The 16,072-nt window shown below is 68.7% G+C and carries 14 protein-coding genes; 5 read left to right on the top strand and 9 right to left on the bottom strand.

The window, feature by feature from the left end:
* Positions 1–32: 32 nt before the first annotated feature.
* The 5 genes from ACFX43_RS15005 to miaA form a co-directional block, all read right to left on the bottom strand.
* Positions 33–809 carry an SDR family NAD(P)-dependent oxidoreductase gene (locus tag ACFX43_RS15005; RefSeq protein WP_378826466.1) on the bottom strand — a complete coding sequence of 259 codons (777 nt, stop codon included), beginning with the start codon at positions 807–809 and terminating at the stop codon, positions 33–35.
* A gap of 60 nt (positions 810–869) precedes the next feature.
* Entirely contained in the window at positions 870–1,721 is an 852-nt protein-coding gene (gene dapF, locus ACFX43_RS15010) for a diaminopimelate epimerase (RefSeq protein ID WP_378826485.1), read from the bottom strand.
* Positions 1,721–2,350, bottom strand: a complete 630-nt coding sequence (locus tag ACFX43_RS15015; protein WP_378826492.1) for a pyridoxamine 5'-phosphate oxidase family protein — start codon at positions 2,348–2,350, stop codon at positions 1,721–1,723. Before ACFX43_RS15015 ends, dapF begins: the two co-directional genes overlap by 1 nt.
* Positions 2,351–2,403: 53 nt before the next feature.
* Positions 2,404–3,327 carry a helix-turn-helix transcriptional regulator gene (locus tag ACFX43_RS15020; protein WP_378826511.1) on the bottom strand — a complete coding sequence of 308 codons (924 nt, stop codon included), beginning with the start codon at positions 3,325–3,327 and terminating at the stop codon, positions 2,404–2,406.
* Positions 3,328–3,409: 82 nt separating this feature from the next.
* Positions 3,410–4,342, bottom strand: coding sequence for a tRNA (adenosine(37)-N6)-dimethylallyltransferase MiaA (gene miaA / locus ACFX43_RS15025; RefSeq protein ID WP_378826530.1), 933 nt, complete (start codon positions 4,340–4,342; stop codon positions 3,410–3,412).
* A gap of 118 nt (positions 4,343–4,460) precedes the next feature.
* Between miaA and ACFX43_RS15030 the strand changes: the two genes are divergently transcribed.
* Positions 4,461–4,655 (top strand): antitoxin, encoded by a 195-nt coding sequence (locus ACFX43_RS15030; protein ID WP_091051581.1) that lies wholly within the window; start codon positions 4,461–4,463, stop codon positions 4,653–4,655.
* An 82-nt stretch (positions 4,656–4,737) separates the two neighbouring features.
* On the opposite strand, the gene ACFX43_RS15035 is transcribed toward ACFX43_RS15030, so the two are convergent.
* Together ACFX43_RS15035 and miaB are read right to left on the bottom strand one after the other, a co-directional pair.
* Complete coding sequence (locus ACFX43_RS15035) at positions 4,738–5,670, bottom strand: zinc metalloprotease (RefSeq protein ID WP_378826551.1); 933 nt, start codon at positions 5,668–5,670, stop codon at positions 4,738–4,740.
* 132 nt (positions 5,671–5,802) lie between these two features.
* The gene (gene miaB / locus ACFX43_RS15040) at positions 5,803–7,308 is read right to left on the bottom strand and encodes a tRNA (N6-isopentenyl adenosine(37)-C2)-methylthiotransferase MiaB (RefSeq protein WP_378826574.1); all 1,506 of its coding nucleotides are present in this window, start codon (positions 7,306–7,308) and stop codon (positions 5,803–5,805) included.
* A 157-nt stretch (positions 7,309–7,465) separates the two neighbouring features.
* Between miaB and ACFX43_RS15045 the strand changes: the two genes are divergently transcribed.
* The gene (locus tag ACFX43_RS15045; RefSeq protein ID WP_378826586.1) at positions 7,466–8,242 is read left to right on the top strand and encodes an amino acid ABC transporter ATP-binding protein; all 777 of its coding nucleotides are present in this window, start codon (positions 7,466–7,468) and stop codon (positions 8,240–8,242) included.
* 74 nt (positions 8,243–8,316) lie between these two features.
* The gene (locus tag ACFX43_RS15050; RefSeq protein ID WP_378826596.1) at positions 8,317–9,135 is read left to right on the top strand and encodes a glutamate ABC transporter substrate-binding protein; all 819 of its coding nucleotides are present in this window, start codon (positions 8,317–8,319) and stop codon (positions 9,133–9,135) included.
* Here ACFX43_RS15050 and ACFX43_RS15055 read toward each other — a convergent pair.
* The gene (locus ACFX43_RS15055; RefSeq protein ID WP_378826614.1) at positions 9,129–12,530 is read right to left on the bottom strand and encodes a pyruvate carboxylase; all 3,402 of its coding nucleotides are present in this window, start codon (positions 12,528–12,530) and stop codon (positions 9,129–9,131) included. The two genes, ACFX43_RS15050 and ACFX43_RS15055, sit on opposite strands and share 7 nt — an antisense overlap.
* A gap of 137 nt (positions 12,531–12,667) precedes the next feature.
* Between ACFX43_RS15055 and ACFX43_RS15060 the strand changes: the two genes are divergently transcribed.
* Positions 12,668–13,588 (top strand): hypothetical protein, encoded by a 921-nt coding sequence (locus tag ACFX43_RS15060; protein WP_378826625.1) that lies wholly within the window; start codon positions 12,668–12,670, stop codon positions 13,586–13,588.
* A gap of 3 nt (positions 13,589–13,591) precedes the next feature.
* On the opposite strand, the gene ACFX43_RS15065 is transcribed toward ACFX43_RS15060, so the two are convergent.
* Positions 13,592–14,815, bottom strand: a complete 1,224-nt coding sequence (locus tag ACFX43_RS15065) for a helix-turn-helix transcriptional regulator (protein ID WP_378826646.1) — start codon at positions 14,813–14,815, stop codon at positions 13,592–13,594.
* 123 nt (positions 14,816–14,938) lie between these two features.
* Here ACFX43_RS15065 and ACFX43_RS15070 point away from each other — a divergent pair, with 123 nt between their 5' ends.
* Positions 14,939–16,072, top strand: a complete 1,134-nt coding sequence (locus ACFX43_RS15070) for a flavin-containing monooxygenase (protein ID WP_378826657.1) — start codon at positions 14,939–14,941, stop codon at positions 16,070–16,072.

The raw sequence follows: 16,072 nt of genomic DNA on the forward strand, positions 1-16,072 counted from the left end.
CGCCAGCCGTCGGGGTACTTCTTGAGTCTTGTTTACTTCGGTGGCATCCGGATGCCACCGTCGACGCGGATCGTCTCGCCGTTCATGTAGTCGTTGGTCAGACACTCCACGACCATGCTGGCCAGCTCGGCCGGCTCACCGAGCCGGTGCGGGAACAGCACGCTCTCGCCGAGCTTGGCCTTGAACGCCTCCGACTCCGGGCCCTCGCCGTAGATCGGGGTGTCGATCAGCCCCGGGGCGACGGTGTTGACGCGGATGCCGACCGCGGCGAGGTCGCGCGCGAGCGGGAGGGTGAGGCCGACGACGCCGCCCTTGGACGAGGAGTAGGAGACCTGTCCGATCTGGCCGTCGAAGGCCGCCACGCTGGCGAGGTTGACGATCGCGCCTCGCTGCCCGTTGGCGTCCGGCTCGTTGCGGCTGATGTAGGTCGCGGCCTGGCGGCACATGTCGAAGGTGCCGATCAGGTTGATCGCGATGACCTTCTTGTACGCATCCAGGTCGTGCGCCGAGCCGATCTCGCCGTCGCGGCCGATGGTGCGCTGCGCCCAGCCGATCCCGGCCGAGTTGACCACCGCCTTCAGCGGCGCGATCTCCACGGCCCGCTCCACGGCGTTGGTGATCTGGTCGGTGTCGGTGACATCGACGGGCACGAACAGGCCCTTGATCTCCTCCGCCAGGGCCTCGCCCTTGTCCTTCTGCATGTCCGCGACGATCACCGTCGCGCCCTTGGCCGCCAGCGCCCGGGCGGTCGCCGCCCCGATCCCACTGGCCGCACCGGTCACGATCGCTGTGCTATCAGTCAACTCCATGGGCAGCACCATAGACGTGACCACCCTCACGGTGGTGAATACCCGTTAACCGTCTCGCAGTCAGAGCGCGGTGGTGCCCTCGGCGATCAGGACCGCCGGCCCGGTGAGCAGCACCCGGTCGTCGGTCGTCCAGGTGACGTGGAGCGTGCCGCCAGGGACATCGACCCGGTACGTCACATCAGCATCGCGCGCGATCGCGAGACCGTCGGCCTCGGCGGCCGCGACCATCACCGCGCAGGCTCCGGTGCCACACGAGCGGGTCTCGCCCGCGCCGCGCTCGAAGACCCGCATGGCGACGTGACGCTCGGCGACGCGTTCGAAGAACTCCACGTTGACCCCGTGCGGGTAGACCGCCTCGTCGAAGATCGGGGAGTCGTAGAGGTCACCGACCGGGCCGTGAGGGTCGATCGAGTCGACCTCGGCGGCGGCGTGCGGGTTGCCCATGTCGACGTTGCAGGCCGACCAGAAGTGGTGGGCGACGGTGACCTGGGTCGACCCGAGCAGCTTCGGCGAGCCCAGGTCGGCGGTCCAGACGTCTCCCGACGCCCGGAGGATCTTGTCGCCGGCCCGGGTCGCGAAGGTGACCTCGTCGCCGGCGAGCCCGGCGGAGCGCAGATACTCCGCGAAGACCCGGGTGCCGTTGCCGCACATCTCGGCCCGGGTGCCGTCGGCGTTGCGGTAGTCCATGAACCACTCGGCGTCGCTGACCGGACGGTCCTCACCGGTGTAGGCGGCGGTCCGGATCACCCGCAGGATCCCGTCGCCGCCGATGCCGGCCCGGCGGTCGCACAGCGCCCGGACCCGGTCGGCCATCTCCTCGTCCGAGAGGGCGCCGTGCACCGCCCCGTCGACGTCGGGCAGCAGCACGAAGTCGTTCTCCGTGCCGTGTCCCTTCAGATACGTGTAGGACATCAGTAGAGGAACTTCGAGTAGGTGTCGGTGCGGTAGTAGTCCTCCATCTCCGCAAGCGTACGCGGGTCGTTCTCGACCTGCTTGGCGATGACCGCACGCTTGGGGAGGTGGTCGGGGTCCCACGTCTCCGGGTCCCACAGGCCCGAGCGCAGGAACGCCTTCGCGCAGTGGAAGAAGATGTCGTCGATGTCGACGACCAGGGCGAGGATCGGCCGCTTCCCCTTCACGACCATCTCGTCGAAGAACGGTGCGTCCGAGACCAGCCGGGCACGGCCGTTGATCCGCAGCGTGTCGCCGCGGCCAGGGATCAGGAAGTTGAGCCCCACGTGCGGGTTGGCGAGTACGTTGCGGTAGCCGTCGACGCGCTTGTTGCCCGGCCGCTCCGCGATCGCGATCGTCCTGTCGTCGATGACGTGCACCAGCGACCCGGCCGGGTCTCCCTTGGGCGAGGCATCGCAGTTGCCGGCGGCGTCCGAGGTCGCGAGCACGCAGAACGGCGTCGCGGCGAGCCACTGCCTGTCGATGTCGAGGAGCGCCGGGCGCCCCTTGGTCGCCGCCCGCTCGTGCGGGACGCCGACCAGGTCGACGAGCTCCTCGATTGTGCTGATCTCAGTCCAGGTAGGGGTCACGGCCTCAGGGTACGAGGCGGGTGCGCGGGCGGCCGAATCATTTCGCCCGTCGCTCAGACCGTCGGTACCTCGCCCCGGCGGGCCCGCAGCCACTCGATCGGGTCGCCCCGGTCGACCTCGACACCGGCCATCCGGAGCATCATCCGGGCCAGCAGACGCCGATGGGCTGCGTACGTCAGGACGTGGGCGACCACCGACCCGATCTGGAAGCTCTCCGGCGGCTCGCAGAGAGCGTCGATGAGCCGGTCCTCCCAGGCCCCGCGCCGCTCGATGTCGCGTACGACCGCCAACCACCGTGCCGCCACGGCCTCGTGCCGCTCGACGAGAGCGACGACCGAGACCGTGCGGCTCCGGACCGGCATCGCGAGGCCCTCGATCGAGGCCACCCAGCACTCCTTGGCCCACACCGTCGCCTCGAGGACCTGCGCGAGCGACTCCTCCGGACCGTCCCACTCCAGCACCTCGTGGCCGGCCAGCCGCACCTGGGTGAGCACCTCCGCGGGCAGGCCTTTGGCGAGGTCGAGCAAGGCTCTGGTGTCGTCGAGGTCGTGCATGACGAGCTGCTCGGTCAACGGAGAGAGCACCCGCTCCTGGGAGTCGACCCACAGCGACTCCGGCGGATGGAAGTGGATCCCGTTCGGCGCCGGCAGCCAGTGGCTGACCGCGGCGGTGCTCGGCGGGTGCCCGAAGGCCTTCGCATAGGCCCGCGAGAACCCCTCCACCGACTCGTAGCCGGCGGCCCAGGCGGCATCGGTCACCGTGCCACCGTGCTGCAGCTGCCACGCGGCCCGCTCCAGCATCACCCGCCGCCGCATCGCCACCGGCGGCTCGCCCGCGCCCCGGGAGAGCAGCCGATTGAAGTGATAGGGCGAGGTGTAGGCGTCGCCGGCCATCTGCGCCAGCGTGCGCGGCTCTCCGGCGTCGGCCCCGTCGAGCACCGCATCCAACAGTTCCCTCAGCCGGTCCCGCTCGTTCATGCCGTCGCCTCCGTTGGACAAAGGCAAGGATACGGACGCGACGGCCTGAAGCCGATTGTCGCTCGCTGACGCTCGCTCATGCTCACGGTGCCACCGCCCGCACGGCCGCGACGGCCTTCTCCAGACGGGACGGATCGTCGTACGAGACCCACACGACCCGCGGATCCTTGCGGAACCAGGCGTCCTGCCGGCGTGCGAACTGCCTGGTCTTGATGGCCGTTCTCTCCATGGCCTCCTCCAGCGTCGTCTCCCCCGCGAGATAGGCAGCGGCCTCCTTGTAGCCGATGGCCTTCGACGCGGTCCGCGACCGCCCCAGACCCGCCTCCAGGAGCCGCGCGACCTCGTCGACGAAGCCGGACTCGAACATCTCCGAGACCCGCTGCCGGATGCGTACGTCCAGTGCTTCTCGGGAGATGTCGACGCCGATCTGGATGGAGGCCGGGTCGTGGTAGACCTGCTCGGGCAGTCGTGCGCTGAACGGCTCGCCGGTCAGCTCGATGACCTCGAGAGCGCGTACGACACGGCGACCGTTGTCGATCTCGATCCGCTCGGCCGCGACCGGGTCCAGAGCTCGCAGACGGTCGTGAAGTGCCTTCTCACCTGCGGTTTCGAGCTCCTTCTCCAGACGCTCGCGCACCTCGTTCGAGGTCCCGGGGAACTCGAACCGGTCCAGGATCGCTCGCGTGTAGAGGGCGCTGCCGCCGACCAGGACGGGTGTCTTCCCAGCCTTGCGAAGCGTCGCGATCTCCTCGCGCGCCAGCGCCTGGAAATCGGCGACGGAGGCAGGTTCGGCGATGTCGAGGAGGTCGAGCAGATGGTGCGGGATCCCGCGTCGCTCCGCGACCGGCAGCTTCGCCGTCCCGATGTCCATACCGCGGTAGACCTGCATCGCGTCGGTGTTGATGATCTCGCCGCCGAGGGTCTCGGCGAGGTCGAGGGAGAGCGACGTCTTCCCTGCCGCGGTGGCTCCGACGACGGCCACGATCGGGGTGGCAGACAGGGGAAAAGATCCCAAGTCGCGTAGTCCATGTGCACCATCCGGGTCGCGTGTCCCCCTGTTGCTGTCGTACTCCATGCAGTTAGTCTGGCCGCAAGTTGGCTCATACGGGGAGTCACCATCCAGAGGGGGAAGCATGAGCTTCTTGGACAAGGCAAAGGATCTCATCGGGCAGGGCGTCGACAAGGTCGGAGCCGACAAGGTCGGCGAGGGCCTGGACAAGGCCGGCGAGTTCGCCGACGAGAAGACCGGTGGCAAGTTCAGCGACCAGATCGACCAGGGCGTCGAGACTGCGAAGAACGAGGCAGAGAAGCTGGACGGCGGCAACTGAGCCCTCCATACGCCTCGAGGCGGGGAGCGACCCAGACCGGGTTGCTCCCCGCCTCGCGTTTACGTCGCAGTGAGGACTCGGATCAGGCGCGGTACGCGACCCATCCGTCGATCATGCGCTGCACCTGACCCGGCGTGAACTCGTCCATGCACGCGTCCTCGGTGTAGTCCATGAAGTTGTGGATCGGGTCGAGGCCCGGCGCCGTGCAGGTGTCGGAGCCCTCCGGGCAGCCGAAGGCCGGCGCGGCCTCGGCCGGGGTGTCGGCGACCTGGTCGCCCTTGCCGCGACAGCCGCCCTGGAAGGTGTGGTAGAGGTGCAGCCAGTGGCCGACCTCGTGGGTGGCCGTGTCGCCCTCGTCGTACGGCGCCGCCGAGCCACCCGGCAGCGATTCGCCGAGGATGACCACACCGTCCTGCGACCCGATGTTCTTGGTCGGGAAGGTCGCCCAGCCGAGCAGGCCGTCGTCGATCTCGCCGATGTAGACGTTGAGCGCGTTGTCGCCGCCCTGGCGCAGGGCCGCCTTCATGTCCCGCTCCCCGGTCGAGCCGGAGATGATCGGGTACCAGGCCGGGTTGATCGTGGTCTCCTGGCCGGCCACCTCGAAGGAGAACGGCGTGCCGGCGTACGCCGCGTTGAGCACGTCGATCTGGGCGTCGATGTTCGCCTGCGGAACGACGCCGGTGGTGGCGTCCTCCTGGATGACATGGATGTAGGTCGGGATGGTCGTCGCGGCGAGGTTGGCGGTGCCGCTCTTCTTCCCCTGCGCGGCCAGCGCGCTGGAGAGCGCCTGCTCCTTGGCCTCGGCCTGCTTCGCGGTCAGATGGTTCGTGTCGCGGACCTGCTTGGCCCCTTCGGCGACGCGGGCGGCGCCGACCTCGTGCGGGTCGAAGCAGGCATCTCCTCCTGCGGACGCCTGCATAGCGCCCGCGGGGGCCGCGGCCGCCAGGCCTGATGCCACGAGAACACCGAGTGCGCCCATCGCCGCTGCTCTGTTGACCAGCTTGGGAATCGACATGGGGGTATCCCTTCCTGAGACAAGTTGCCTCAGGCTAGAGCAGGAATACCCTCAGGGGGAACGGTGTTACGGAGAATTTGCTGTTCGCGTAACGGCAAACCGAACGATCAGCCGCTGGCCGGCGCGGCCGGCTCAGCCACACGCCGGCGCAGCCGGCAGCGGAGCGGGCACTCCGACCGACGGCATGCCGAGCCCGACCGAAGCGGCCTCGGGCTCGGGTCGGCCCTGGCGCGCCTCCCAGGCGTCACCGGAACGGGTGCGGCGTACCTCGAGCACGGGGTTGTCGGCGACCAGGTGGTGCGGAGCCGCGTAAGTGACCTCGACCTTCACCATGTCGCCGGGACGTACGCCCTCGGCCCCGGCCGCATTGAAGTGGACCAGACGGTTGTCGGGAGCGCGACCGGAGAGCCGGTGGGTCTCGGCATCCTTGCGACCCTCGCCCTCGGCGACCATCAGCTCGAGCGTACGTCCGACGTTCTTCTTGTTCTCCTCGTAGGCGATCTCGTTGACGAGGTCGACGAGCCGGCCGTAGCGGTCCTTGACGACCTCCGGAGAGATCTGGTCGGGGAGATCGGCGGCGGGGGTGCCGGGACGCTTGGAGTACTGGAACGTGAAGGCGGAGGCGAAGCGCGACTCGCGGACCACGTCGAGGGTGGCCTGGAAGTCCTCCTCGGTCTCGCCCGGGAAGCCGACGATGATGTCGGTGGTGATCGCCGCGTGCGGGATCGCCGCCCGGACGCGCTCGATGATGCCGAGGAACTTGGTCGACCGGTAGGAGCGGCGCATCGCCTTGAGGACGCGGTCGGAGCCGGACTGCAGCGGCATGTGCAGCGACGGCATCACGTTGGGCGTCTCGGCCATCGCCTCGATCACGTCGTCGGTGAACTCGGCCGGGTGCGGGCTGGTGAACCGGACCCGCTCCAGCCCCTCGATCTCGCCGCAGGCGCGCAACAGCTTCGAGAAGGCCTGCCGGTCGCCGAACTCCACGCCGTAGGCGTTGACGTTCTGACCCAGCAGGGTCACCTCGGTGACACCCTCGGCGACCAGCGCTTCGATCTCGGCGAGGATCTCGCCAGGTCGCCGGTCCTTCTCCTTGCCGCGCAGGCTCGGGACGATGCAGAAGGTGCAGGTGTTGTTGCAGCCCACGCTCACCGACACCCAGGCGGCATAGGCCGACTCGCGCTTGGTCGGCAGCGTGGACGGGAAGACCTCGAGGGATTCCAGGATCTCGACCTGGGCCTCCTCCTGCACCCGGGCCCGCTCGAGCAGCACCGGGAGCGAGCCGATGTTGTGCGTCCCGAACACCACGTCGACGTACGGCGCCTTCTTCGTGATCGTCGCGCGGTCCTTCTGCGCGAGGCAGCCGCCGACGGCGATCTGGAGGTCCGGGTTGGCCTCCTTGATCGGGGCCAGGTGGGAGAGGTTGCCGTAGAGCTTGTTGTCGGCGTTCTCCCGGACCGCGCAGGTGTTGAAGACGACCACGTCGGCCTGCGTGCCCTCGGTCGCCTTCAGATAGCCAGCATCCTCCAGCAGCCCGGAGAGGCGCTCGGAGTCGTGGACGTTCATCTGGCACCCGTAGGTGCGGACTTCGTAGGTGCGCACCGCCGAAGCGGAGCCAGAGGCGATCGACGTAGTCATGGCGCCTTCAAGCGTACGACCGCAGGGGCCGCGTCGAGGAATCCAGCGCGGATGACCGGCGCAGCGGGCGTACCAGATCTTGTTGGTTATCTGGTTGTAACCGATCCCGGGGGCCAAGTCATAGATGTGCAATGCAGGATGTGGTTAGGTCTGCGGCATGACCGTGCTTGACACCGAACCCGCCAGCGCACCTTCGGGAGACGCCTTGGTGGTTCTTGACCATGTCGACAAGCACTACGGCGACCTGCACGTGCTCCGGGACATCAACTTGGAGATCAAGCGTGGTGAGGTCGTCGTGGTGATCGGGCCGTCGGGCTCGGGGAAGTCGACTCTCTGCCGCGCGATCAACCGCTTGGAGACGATCGACTCCGGCACGATCAAGCTCGACGGCAAGGAACTGCCCGCGGAGGGCAAGGGCCTGGCCAAGCTGCGCGCCGAGGTCGGGATGGTCTTCCAGAGCTTCAACCTCTTCGCGCACAAGACGATCCTGCAGAACGTCACGCTCGGCCCGATGAAGGTGCGCAAGCTGAAGAAGGCCGAGGCTGAGGCCGAGGCCACGAAGCTGCTCGACCGCGTCGGCGTGGGCGTCCAGGCGAGCAAGTACCCTGCTCAGCTCTCCGGTGGTCAGCAGCAGCGCGTCGCCATCGCCCGGGCGCTGGCGATGAAGCCCCAGGTGATGCTCTTCGACGAGCCCACCTCCGCGCTCGACCCGGAGATGGTCAAGGAGGTGCTCGACGTCATGGTCAGCCTCGCCAAGGAGGGCATGACCATGATCGTGGTCACCCACGAGATGGGCTTCGCCCGCGTCGCCGCCGACCGCGTCGTCTTCATGGCCGATGGCCAGATCGTCGAGTCGAACACCCCGAGCGAGTTCTTCGACAACCCGCAGTCCGAGCGCGCCAAGGACTTCCTCGGCAAGATCCTCAAGCACTGAACGTACGTCTCGGGTGAGCCCTGAGCTCGCGAACCCTGCAACGCACCAACCCTTAATTCCAGAAGGTGGAAACGATGAAGTTCACGAAGATCGCCGCGACCCTGGGCGCTCTCGCGCTCACGGGCTCGCTCGCTGCCTGTGGTGGTAGCGACGACACCGGCTCCGACGCCGGCGGCGACAAGATCAAGATCGGCATCAAGTTCGACCAGCCGGGCCTCGGTTTCAAGGAGGCCGACGGTGACTACTCCGGCTTCGACGTCGACATGGCGGAGTACATCGCCGAGGGCCTCGGCTACGACGAGGACCAGATCGAGTGGGTCGAGGCCGTCTCCGCCAACCGCGAGACCTTCCTCAAGGACGGCACCGTCGACATGATCCTGGCGACGTACTCGATCACCGATGAGCGCAAGGCCGAGGTCGACTTCGCCGGTCCTTACTACATCGCCGGCCAGGACCTTCTGGTCGCTGCCGACAACACCGACATCACCGGCCCCGACACGCTCGACGGCAAGAAGCTGTGCTCGGTGACCGGCTCGACCTCGGCCCAGAAGGTCAAGGACGAGTACGCCAAGGGCGTTCAGCTGCAGGAGTTCGACACCTACAGCAAGTGCGTCACCGCGATCGATGGCGGCCAGCTCGACGCGATGACCACCGACGACATCATCCTGGCGGGCTACGCCCAGCAGGACCCGGGCAAGTTCAAGATCGTCGGCGCGCCGTTCTCCGAGGAGAACTACGGCGTCGGTCTGCCCAAGGGCAGCGAGGACCGCGACAAGATCAACGACCTGATCGAGCAGGCCTTCGAGGACGGCGCTTGGGAAGAGGCGTTCAACGACAACCTCGGTGAGTCCGGCTACGAGCTGCCGGAGCCGCCGGCCGTCGACCGCTACTGAGCGACTTTGACGTCATGCCGAGTCGGCGCAACCCGTCCNACGGCCTGGGTGCCGGAGAAGGCGAGGCGGGAGACGGTGCCGTCCACGGGGGCGGTGATGGCGGCCTCCATCTTCATGGCCTCGATGGTGGCGACGGTGTCGCCGGCCTTGACCGACTCGCCGGCCGCGACCGAGATGGTGACGACGCCCTGGAACGGCGCTGCGACCTGGCCGGGGACGGCGGGGTCGGCCTTCTCGGCGGCGGCGACCTCGGCGGCGACGGAGCGGTCACGCACCCCGATCGGGCGCAGGTGGCCGTTGATCGTCCCCATGACGGTGCGGATGCCGCGCTCGTCGGGCTCGGAGACCGCGGTGAGTCCGAAGATGACCGTCTTGCCCTCGGAGAGCTCGACCGTGTGCTCCTCGCCCTCGCGCAGGCCGTAGAGGTAGTCGAGGGTCGAGATCACCGATACGTCGCCCCACTTCGAGCGGGCCTCGGTGAAGTCCTTCGTCGGGCCGGGGAAGAGCAGCCGGTTGAGCGTCTCGCGCCGGTCACCGGGCTGCTGGCCGGCGAGCACCGCGGCGTCGTCGGCCGTCAGGGCCGGTGCCGGCGGGTGCCACCCACGACTCGCGATCGCCTTGCTGCGGAACGGCTCGGGCCAGCCGCCCGGCGGGTCCCCGAGCTCCCCGTTGAGGAAGCCGATGACCGAGGCCGGGATGTCGTACGCGGCCGGGTCGGCCTCGAAGGCCGCCGGGTCGGCACCGGCGGCGACCAACGACAGAGCCAGGTCGCCGATGACCTTGGACGATGGTGTGACCTTGGGGACGCGGCCGAGAATCTGGTTGGCCGCGGCGTACATGTCCTCGATCTGCTCGAACTTCTCGCCCAGCCCGAGCGCGATGGCCTGCTGGCGCAGGTTGGAGAGCTGGCCGCCCGGGATCTCGTGGCGGTAGACCCGGCCGGTGGGCGCGGGCAGTCCGGACTCGAAGGGCGCGTAGACGCGGCGTACGGCCTCCCAGTAGGGCTCGAGCGAGTTGACCGCCGCCAACGACAGGCCAGTGGCACGCGAGGTGTGGTCGGTCGCCGCCACCAACGAGGAGAGCGGCGGCTGGGAGGTGGTCCCGGCCATCGACGCGGTCGCGGCGTCGACGGCGTCGACGCCGGCCTCGATCGCGGCCGTCAGCGTGGCCAGCTGGCCACCGGCGGTGTCATGGGTGTGCAGGTGGACCGGCAGGTCGAACCGCTCCCGGAGCGCCGTGACCAGGGTGCGCGCGGCGGGCGCCCGCAGCAGCCCGGCCATGTCCTTGATCGCCAGCACGTGCGCCCCGGCCGAGACGATCTCCTCGGCCAGCCGCAGGTAGTAGTCGAGCGTGTAGAGCTTCTCGTCGGGCGAGGAGAGGTCGCCTGTGTAGCAGAGCGCGACCTCGGCGACGGACGTCCCGGTCGCCCGCACCGCGTCGATCGCCGGCCGCATCTGGGACACGTCGTTGAGCGCGTCGAAGATCCGGAACACGTCGATCCCGGTCTCGGCGGCCTCCGAGACGAACGCGTCGGTGACCTCGGTCGGGTAAGGCGTGTAGCCCACGGTGTTGCGACCGCGCAGCAGCATCTGCAGGTTGATGTTCGGGATCGCCTCGCGCAGCTTCGCCAGCCGCTCCCACGGGTCCTCGGAGAGGAAGCGGAGAGCCACGTCGTAAGTCGCCCCACCCCATGCCTCCAGCGACCACAGCTGCGGCGTCAGCCGGGCGACATGGCCGGCGACGCCGAGCAGGTCGGTGGTGCGGACCCGGGTCGCCAGCAGCGACTGGTGGGCGTCGCGGAAGGTGGTGTCGGTGACCGCGACCGGCTCCTGGGTGCGCAGCGCGGCGGCGAAGCCCTCCGGTCCGAGCTCGCGAAGAAGGTCGCGCGAGCCTGCCGGCGGAGCGACCGAAAGGTCGAGCTTCGGTAGCTTCTCGGCGGGGTGGAGCGAGACCGGCGCGGCGCCGTACGGCTGGTTGACGGTCACGTCGGCCAGGTAGGTGAGCAGCTTGGTGCCGCGGTCACCGGAGGCCCGCGCGGTCAGCAGCTGCGGGTGGGTCTCGATGAACGAGGTCGTGATCGAGCCCGAGATGAAGTCAGGGTCGTCGAGCAGCGCCTGCAGGAACGGGATGTTCGTCGCCACCCCGCGGATACGGAACTCCGCCACGGCCCGCCGGGCCCTGGTGACGGCGTCCTCGAAGGTGCGCCCACGACAGGTGAGCTTGGCGAGCATCGAGTCGAAGTGGGGCGAGACCTCGGCCCCGGCGTACGTCGTGCCGCCGTCGACGCGGATCCCGGCACCGCCGGGGGAGCGGTAGGTGGTGATCATGCCCGTGTCTGGGCGGAAGTTGTTGGCCGGGTCCTCGGTGGTGATCCGGCACTGCATCGCCGCGCCGCGGAGCTGCACGGAGTCCTGGGTCAGCCCCAGGTCGGCCAGCGTCTCACCGGAGGCGATCCGCATCTGCGAGCGGACCAGGTCGACGTCGGTGACCTCCTCGGTCACGGTGTGCTCGACCTGGATGCGCGGGTTCATCTCGATGAAGACGTAGTTGCCCGCGGGGTCGAGCAGGAACTCGACGGTGCCGGCGCAGGAGTAGCCGATCTCCTTGGCGAACCGCACCGCGTCCGCGCAGATGCGTTCGCGCAGCTCAGGGTCGAGATTGGGGGCTGGAGCGATCTCCACGACCTTCTGGTGGCGGCGCTGCACCGAGCAGTCACGCTCGAAGAGGTGGATGACGTTGCCCTCGCCGTCGGCGAGGATCTGCACCTCGATGTGACGCGGCTCGACCACGGCCTGCTCGATGAAGACGGTCGGGTCGCCGAAGGCCGCCTCGCCCTCGCGCATGCAGGTCTCGACCGCCTCGCGCAGTTTGTCGGGGGAATCGACCCGCCGCATCCCGCGACCACCGCCACCCGCGACCGCCTTCACGAACAGCGGGTAGGGCAGGACGGAGGCAGCGGAGACGAGCGCGTCGACATCGGTGGACGGCTCGACCGACTGCAGGGTCGGTACGCCGGCAGCCTTCGCCGCCGCGATGGCGGTGGCCTTGTTGCCGGTGAGCGTGAGAACCTCCGCCGACGGCCCGATGAACGTGATCCCCGCCCGAGCGCAGGCCTCGGCCAGCGCCGGGTTCTCGGAGAGGAACCCGTAGCCGGGGTAGATCGCGTCCGCGCCGCTCTGCTTGGCGACCTCGACGATCGCGTCTGGATCGAGATAGGCCCGGATCGGGTGACCGAGCTCTCCGATCTGGTAGGCCTCATCGGCCTTCAGCCGGTGCTCTGAGCCCCGGTCCTCATAGGGGAAGACGGCGACCGTCTTGGCCCCGAGCTCGAAGCCCGCACGGAAAGCTCGGATCGCGATCTCGCCGCGGTTGGCAACCAACACCTTCTTGAACATGGCAGCCACGCTACCCATCCGAAGCGTGTCGTCCAGGTTATGGGACGATTTCGCCCAGTCAGTGGACGTTGAGAAGTCTCGAACTGTGCGGATTCGTTGGGACCGCTGAACGGGTCGCGGGACATACCCTCGGCGGCATGAAGATCAAGACTCGACAGCGCCGTTCAGCCCTGGTCGCCATCGCGGGCACGGCCCTGCTGGCTGGATCGCTCACCGCGCTCGGAGCGGCGAGCTCGCCGGCGGCCGCGGCCGGCACCGTGAACTGCTCCGGCTCGATCAACGGCAAGGCGGGCGGCTACATCCGCAAGCGCGGCATCAAGAACAGCACGGTGACCAGCAACTACCGCAGCGCCGGCACGGTCACCTGGTCGCCGCGGGCCTGGATCGAGATCGGCGGAGCCGGCGACGAGACCACCTGGAAGACCGGCTACATCGTGCCCGGCACCGACGGCACCGGCCGCACCGTGAACCTCGGCGGGACCAACGGTCAGTCCGTGCTGACCGAGACCAAGTCCACGCAGCTCTACCGCACCAACGGCACCGCGGTGACCGGCTGGAGCCCCAAGAAGGTCGTGAACGGTCCGACGACGGCGGTCTACAGCGTCACGAGCACAGGCGTCGTGCAGCAGACCGCGATCTCCTACTCCAGCGCGGGCGCTCGCCTCGGTACTGTCACGAACCTCCCGGTCACCCTGCCGAGCACCACGACCGTCGCAGGCGTGTGGACGAGCCACAACGGGGTGATGTACAACCTGCTCTACTCGATCAACCCGAGCACCAACAAGCTCGAGCAGATCGTCGTACGTCCCGACCGCCCGGCGGAGGCGAAGAAGTACGTCGTCCGCAGCCTCGGCACCGGCTGGCGCTACATGTCGGTGCACAACTGCTACGACGCCGACGGCGCGGTCGCGGCCAAGGACGTCGTGCTGATCAACCCGACGACCGGCAACGCGGTGCGCATCCGCCAGAGCAGCGGGATCGGGCACAGCACGACCTTCTCCGCCTCGACCCGGGTCGGCACCGACGGTTCGTGGAAGTGGAGCGGGATCAGCAGCTAGGGGTCACCCTGGCCAGAGGTCGAGCAGGTCCCCCGGGCGCAGCCCGAGGGCGTGCTCGATGTCGCCGGGCGAGGTCTCGCGCAGATACTCCGAGACCAGCTGGGCCAGCTCCATCCAGTAGCCGCGCAAGGTCGACTCGGACAGATACATCGANTGCTCCAGTGGTTGCCAGCGTGGAATGTAGTGCTCGAGAAATACCTGCCCGAGCAGCGCTCCACGCGACCGCACACCCGTCTTCTCGAAGATCGCCTTGAGGTGGTCCTGGACCGTGTACGCCGACAGGTGCAGCCGCGCGGCGATCTCCTTGGTGGCGAGACCGGCGATGCACATGCGGGTCACGTCCACCTCGCGCGGAGTCAGTCCGTAGGCGAGAGCAACGAGCGGCGCGACCTCCGAGGGCGAGGCCTGCTGGATGACCACCACCGTCCGACCCTCGCCGCCGCTGAGCCGACTGCCGTAGAGCAGGAGCCAGGTGCCGTCGGCGGCTCGCAGGCGGGCGCGTGCTGCCGTCTCCAAGGGGTCACCATCCGTCGCGTTGCGGGCTCGGGCGGCTACGGCCTGAAGGACCTTGGAGTCCCCGGGCGTGTCCGGTGGCGGGTTCTCGGGCATGAGCCCGATCCACTGCACGGCCGTGGGTGTCAGTGACTCGACCTTGCCGTCGGCGTCGAAGGTCACCACCCCAGGGCCAACCGAGTCCGCCATCGCCCCGGCCGCGATCGTGCTCACCAGCGCCCGACGTGCGCCGGCGGCGATGACGGCGGAGAGGCGGGCGAGCAGGGCGACATCCTCGTCGGCGAACCAGGCACGGCCATCATCGCGGAGCAGCCCGACGGCGGCCCAGTAGCCGTCGTGATCGACCATGCTTCCCCGGAGCTCGTCTCCGATGCCGAACTCATGGTGTGAGCGATGGCGCGCGCTGCGCGTCAACCTGCCGTGGGTGGCTTGGCTCGTGGAACCGGCCAGTCGGCCGGAGCGTGCGAGGAAGCTCCACTTGTTCACGTCCTCGACGACGTACTCGAACTCTGCGAGCCACGACCCGCTGCAGCTCACCTCGCGATTGACGCTGCTGGTCAGCAAGACCGTGCCCGGATCGACCGTGTGCCAGCAGGACCGGTCGAAGTCGATGGCTCGACTGAGCTTCTGGTCGGCCGCGGCCACGTAGTCGGTCCAGTCCAGACCGTCACGGGCCAGGCCGCGTAGCTGGTCGGCGAGCCGGTCGGCGTCCATGGTTCCACGATAGGCCCGCAGTGCCAGGTGAACAGCCCAGAAATCTGGGAGTTACCTCCGCGTCCAGGAGGCTGATGGTGGAGGCATGGACGACATCACTCCCGAACCGATCACTGGCCTGACATGCACCCCCGACAGGTCGTGATCATCGGCGCTGGGACCTCGGGCCTCTCGGCCGCGGTCGCGCTCGCCGACCGCGGCATCCGGCCGCTGGTGGTCGACATGGCCGACCAGGTCGGCTCCTCGTGGCGCAGTCGCTACGACCGACTCTGCCTGAACACCGGACGGCAGTTCTCGCACCTGCCGAAGCGCCCGTACCCCAAGGGAACACCGACGTACCCAACCCGCGACCAGGTGATCGCCCATCTCGAGCAGCACGCCACGGACGGCGGCATCGAGCTGCGGTTGGGCTGCTCGACCGAGCGGATCGAGCGGAGCAGGGACGGCTGGCGGGTCATCACCTCCGACGGTGCCTTCGAAGCTCCACAGGTCGTCATGGCGACGGGCTACGACCACGAACCCTTCGTGCCCGAATGGCCCGGTCGCGAGTCGTGGACCGGTGACCTGGTGCACTCCTCGAACTACGCCAACCCCACTGCCTTCGCCGGGCGCAAGGTCCTCGTCGTCGGATCCGGCAGCTCTGGCCTCGAGCTCGCCTTCGACCTGGCCACCGGCGGCGCAGGCAAGGTCTGGCTTTCGGTACGAACACCGCCGAACATCATGCTGCGCGAAGGCCCGCTTGGCCTGCCCGGTGACGTGATCGCCATCCCTCTCCACAACTCGCCGATCCGGATCGCGGATGCCATCGCCCGCTTCGGACGCCGAATCGTCATCGGCGACCTGAGCGAGTTCGGACTCCCCGTACCCGAAGAGGGGATCTTCGCCCGGAGTGAGCGGCTCGGGGTCGCTCCGGCGATCGTCGACCGCGAGGTCATCACCGCCATCCGTGACTGTGCCTTCGAGGTCGTCGGCGCAGTCGATTCGCTGACCAATGACACCGTGCACCTGGTCGACGGCAGCATCATCCGTCCTGACGTCCTCGTCTGCGCGACCGGCTTCAGGCGCGGGCTGGCGAAGCTGGTCGGCCACCTCGGCGTGCTCGACGATCAGGGCCGCCCCACAAGCACCGGCAAGGTGCCCGCCGCACCCGGGCTGCGCTTCATCGGCTTCGTCCCACGTGCCGCACAGATCGGGTACGCCGCCAAGCAAGCCAGACACGCCGCCAAGGCAATCGCCAAGGAACTTCGGGCTCGCTGA

It is taken from the genome of Nocardioides sp. YIM B13467 (genome assembly GCF_042788075.1).
Classification (GTDB): domain Bacteria; phylum Actinomycetota; class Actinomycetes; order Propionibacteriales; family Nocardioidaceae; genus Nocardioides.

Bases quoted from the DNA above. Each gene is read 5' to 3' on its own strand.
- ACFX43_RS15045 (WP_378826586.1), top strand. From the start codon at position 7,466: ATGACCGTGCTTGACACCGAACCCGCCAGCGCACCTTCGGGAGACGCC.
- ACFX43_RS15060 (WP_378826625.1), top strand. From the start codon at position 12,668: ATGAAGATCAAGACTCGACAGCGCCGTTCAGCCCTGGTCGCCATCGCG.
- ACFX43_RS15035 (WP_378826551.1), bottom strand. From the start codon at position 5,670: ATGTCGATTCCCAAGCTGGTCAACAGAGCAGCGGCGATGGGCGCACTC.
- ACFX43_RS15050 (WP_378826596.1), top strand. From the start codon at position 8,317: ATGAAGTTCACGAAGATCGCCGCGACCCTGGGCGCTCTCGCGCTCACG.
- miaB (WP_378826574.1), bottom strand. From the start codon at position 7,308: ATGACTACGTCGATCGCCTCTGGCTCCGCTTCGGCGGTGCGCACCTAC.
- ACFX43_RS15020 (WP_378826511.1), bottom strand. From the start codon at position 3,327: ATGAACGAGCGGGACCGGCTGAGGGAACTGTTGGATGCGGTGCTCGAC.
- ACFX43_RS15030 (WP_091051581.1), top strand. From the start codon at position 4,461: ATGAGCTTCTTGGACAAGGCAAAGGATCTCATCGGGCAGGGCGTCGAC.
- ACFX43_RS15005 (WP_378826466.1), bottom strand. From the start codon at position 809: ATGGAGTTGACTGATAGCACAGCGATCGTGACCGGTGCGGCCAGTGGG.
- ACFX43_RS15070 (WP_378826657.1), top strand. From the start codon at position 14,939: ATGCACCCCCGACAGGTCGTGATCATCGGCGCTGGGACCTCGGGCCTC.
- dapF (WP_378826485.1), bottom strand. From the start codon at position 1,721: ATGTCCTACACGTATCTGAAGGGACACGGCACGGAGAACGACTTCGTG.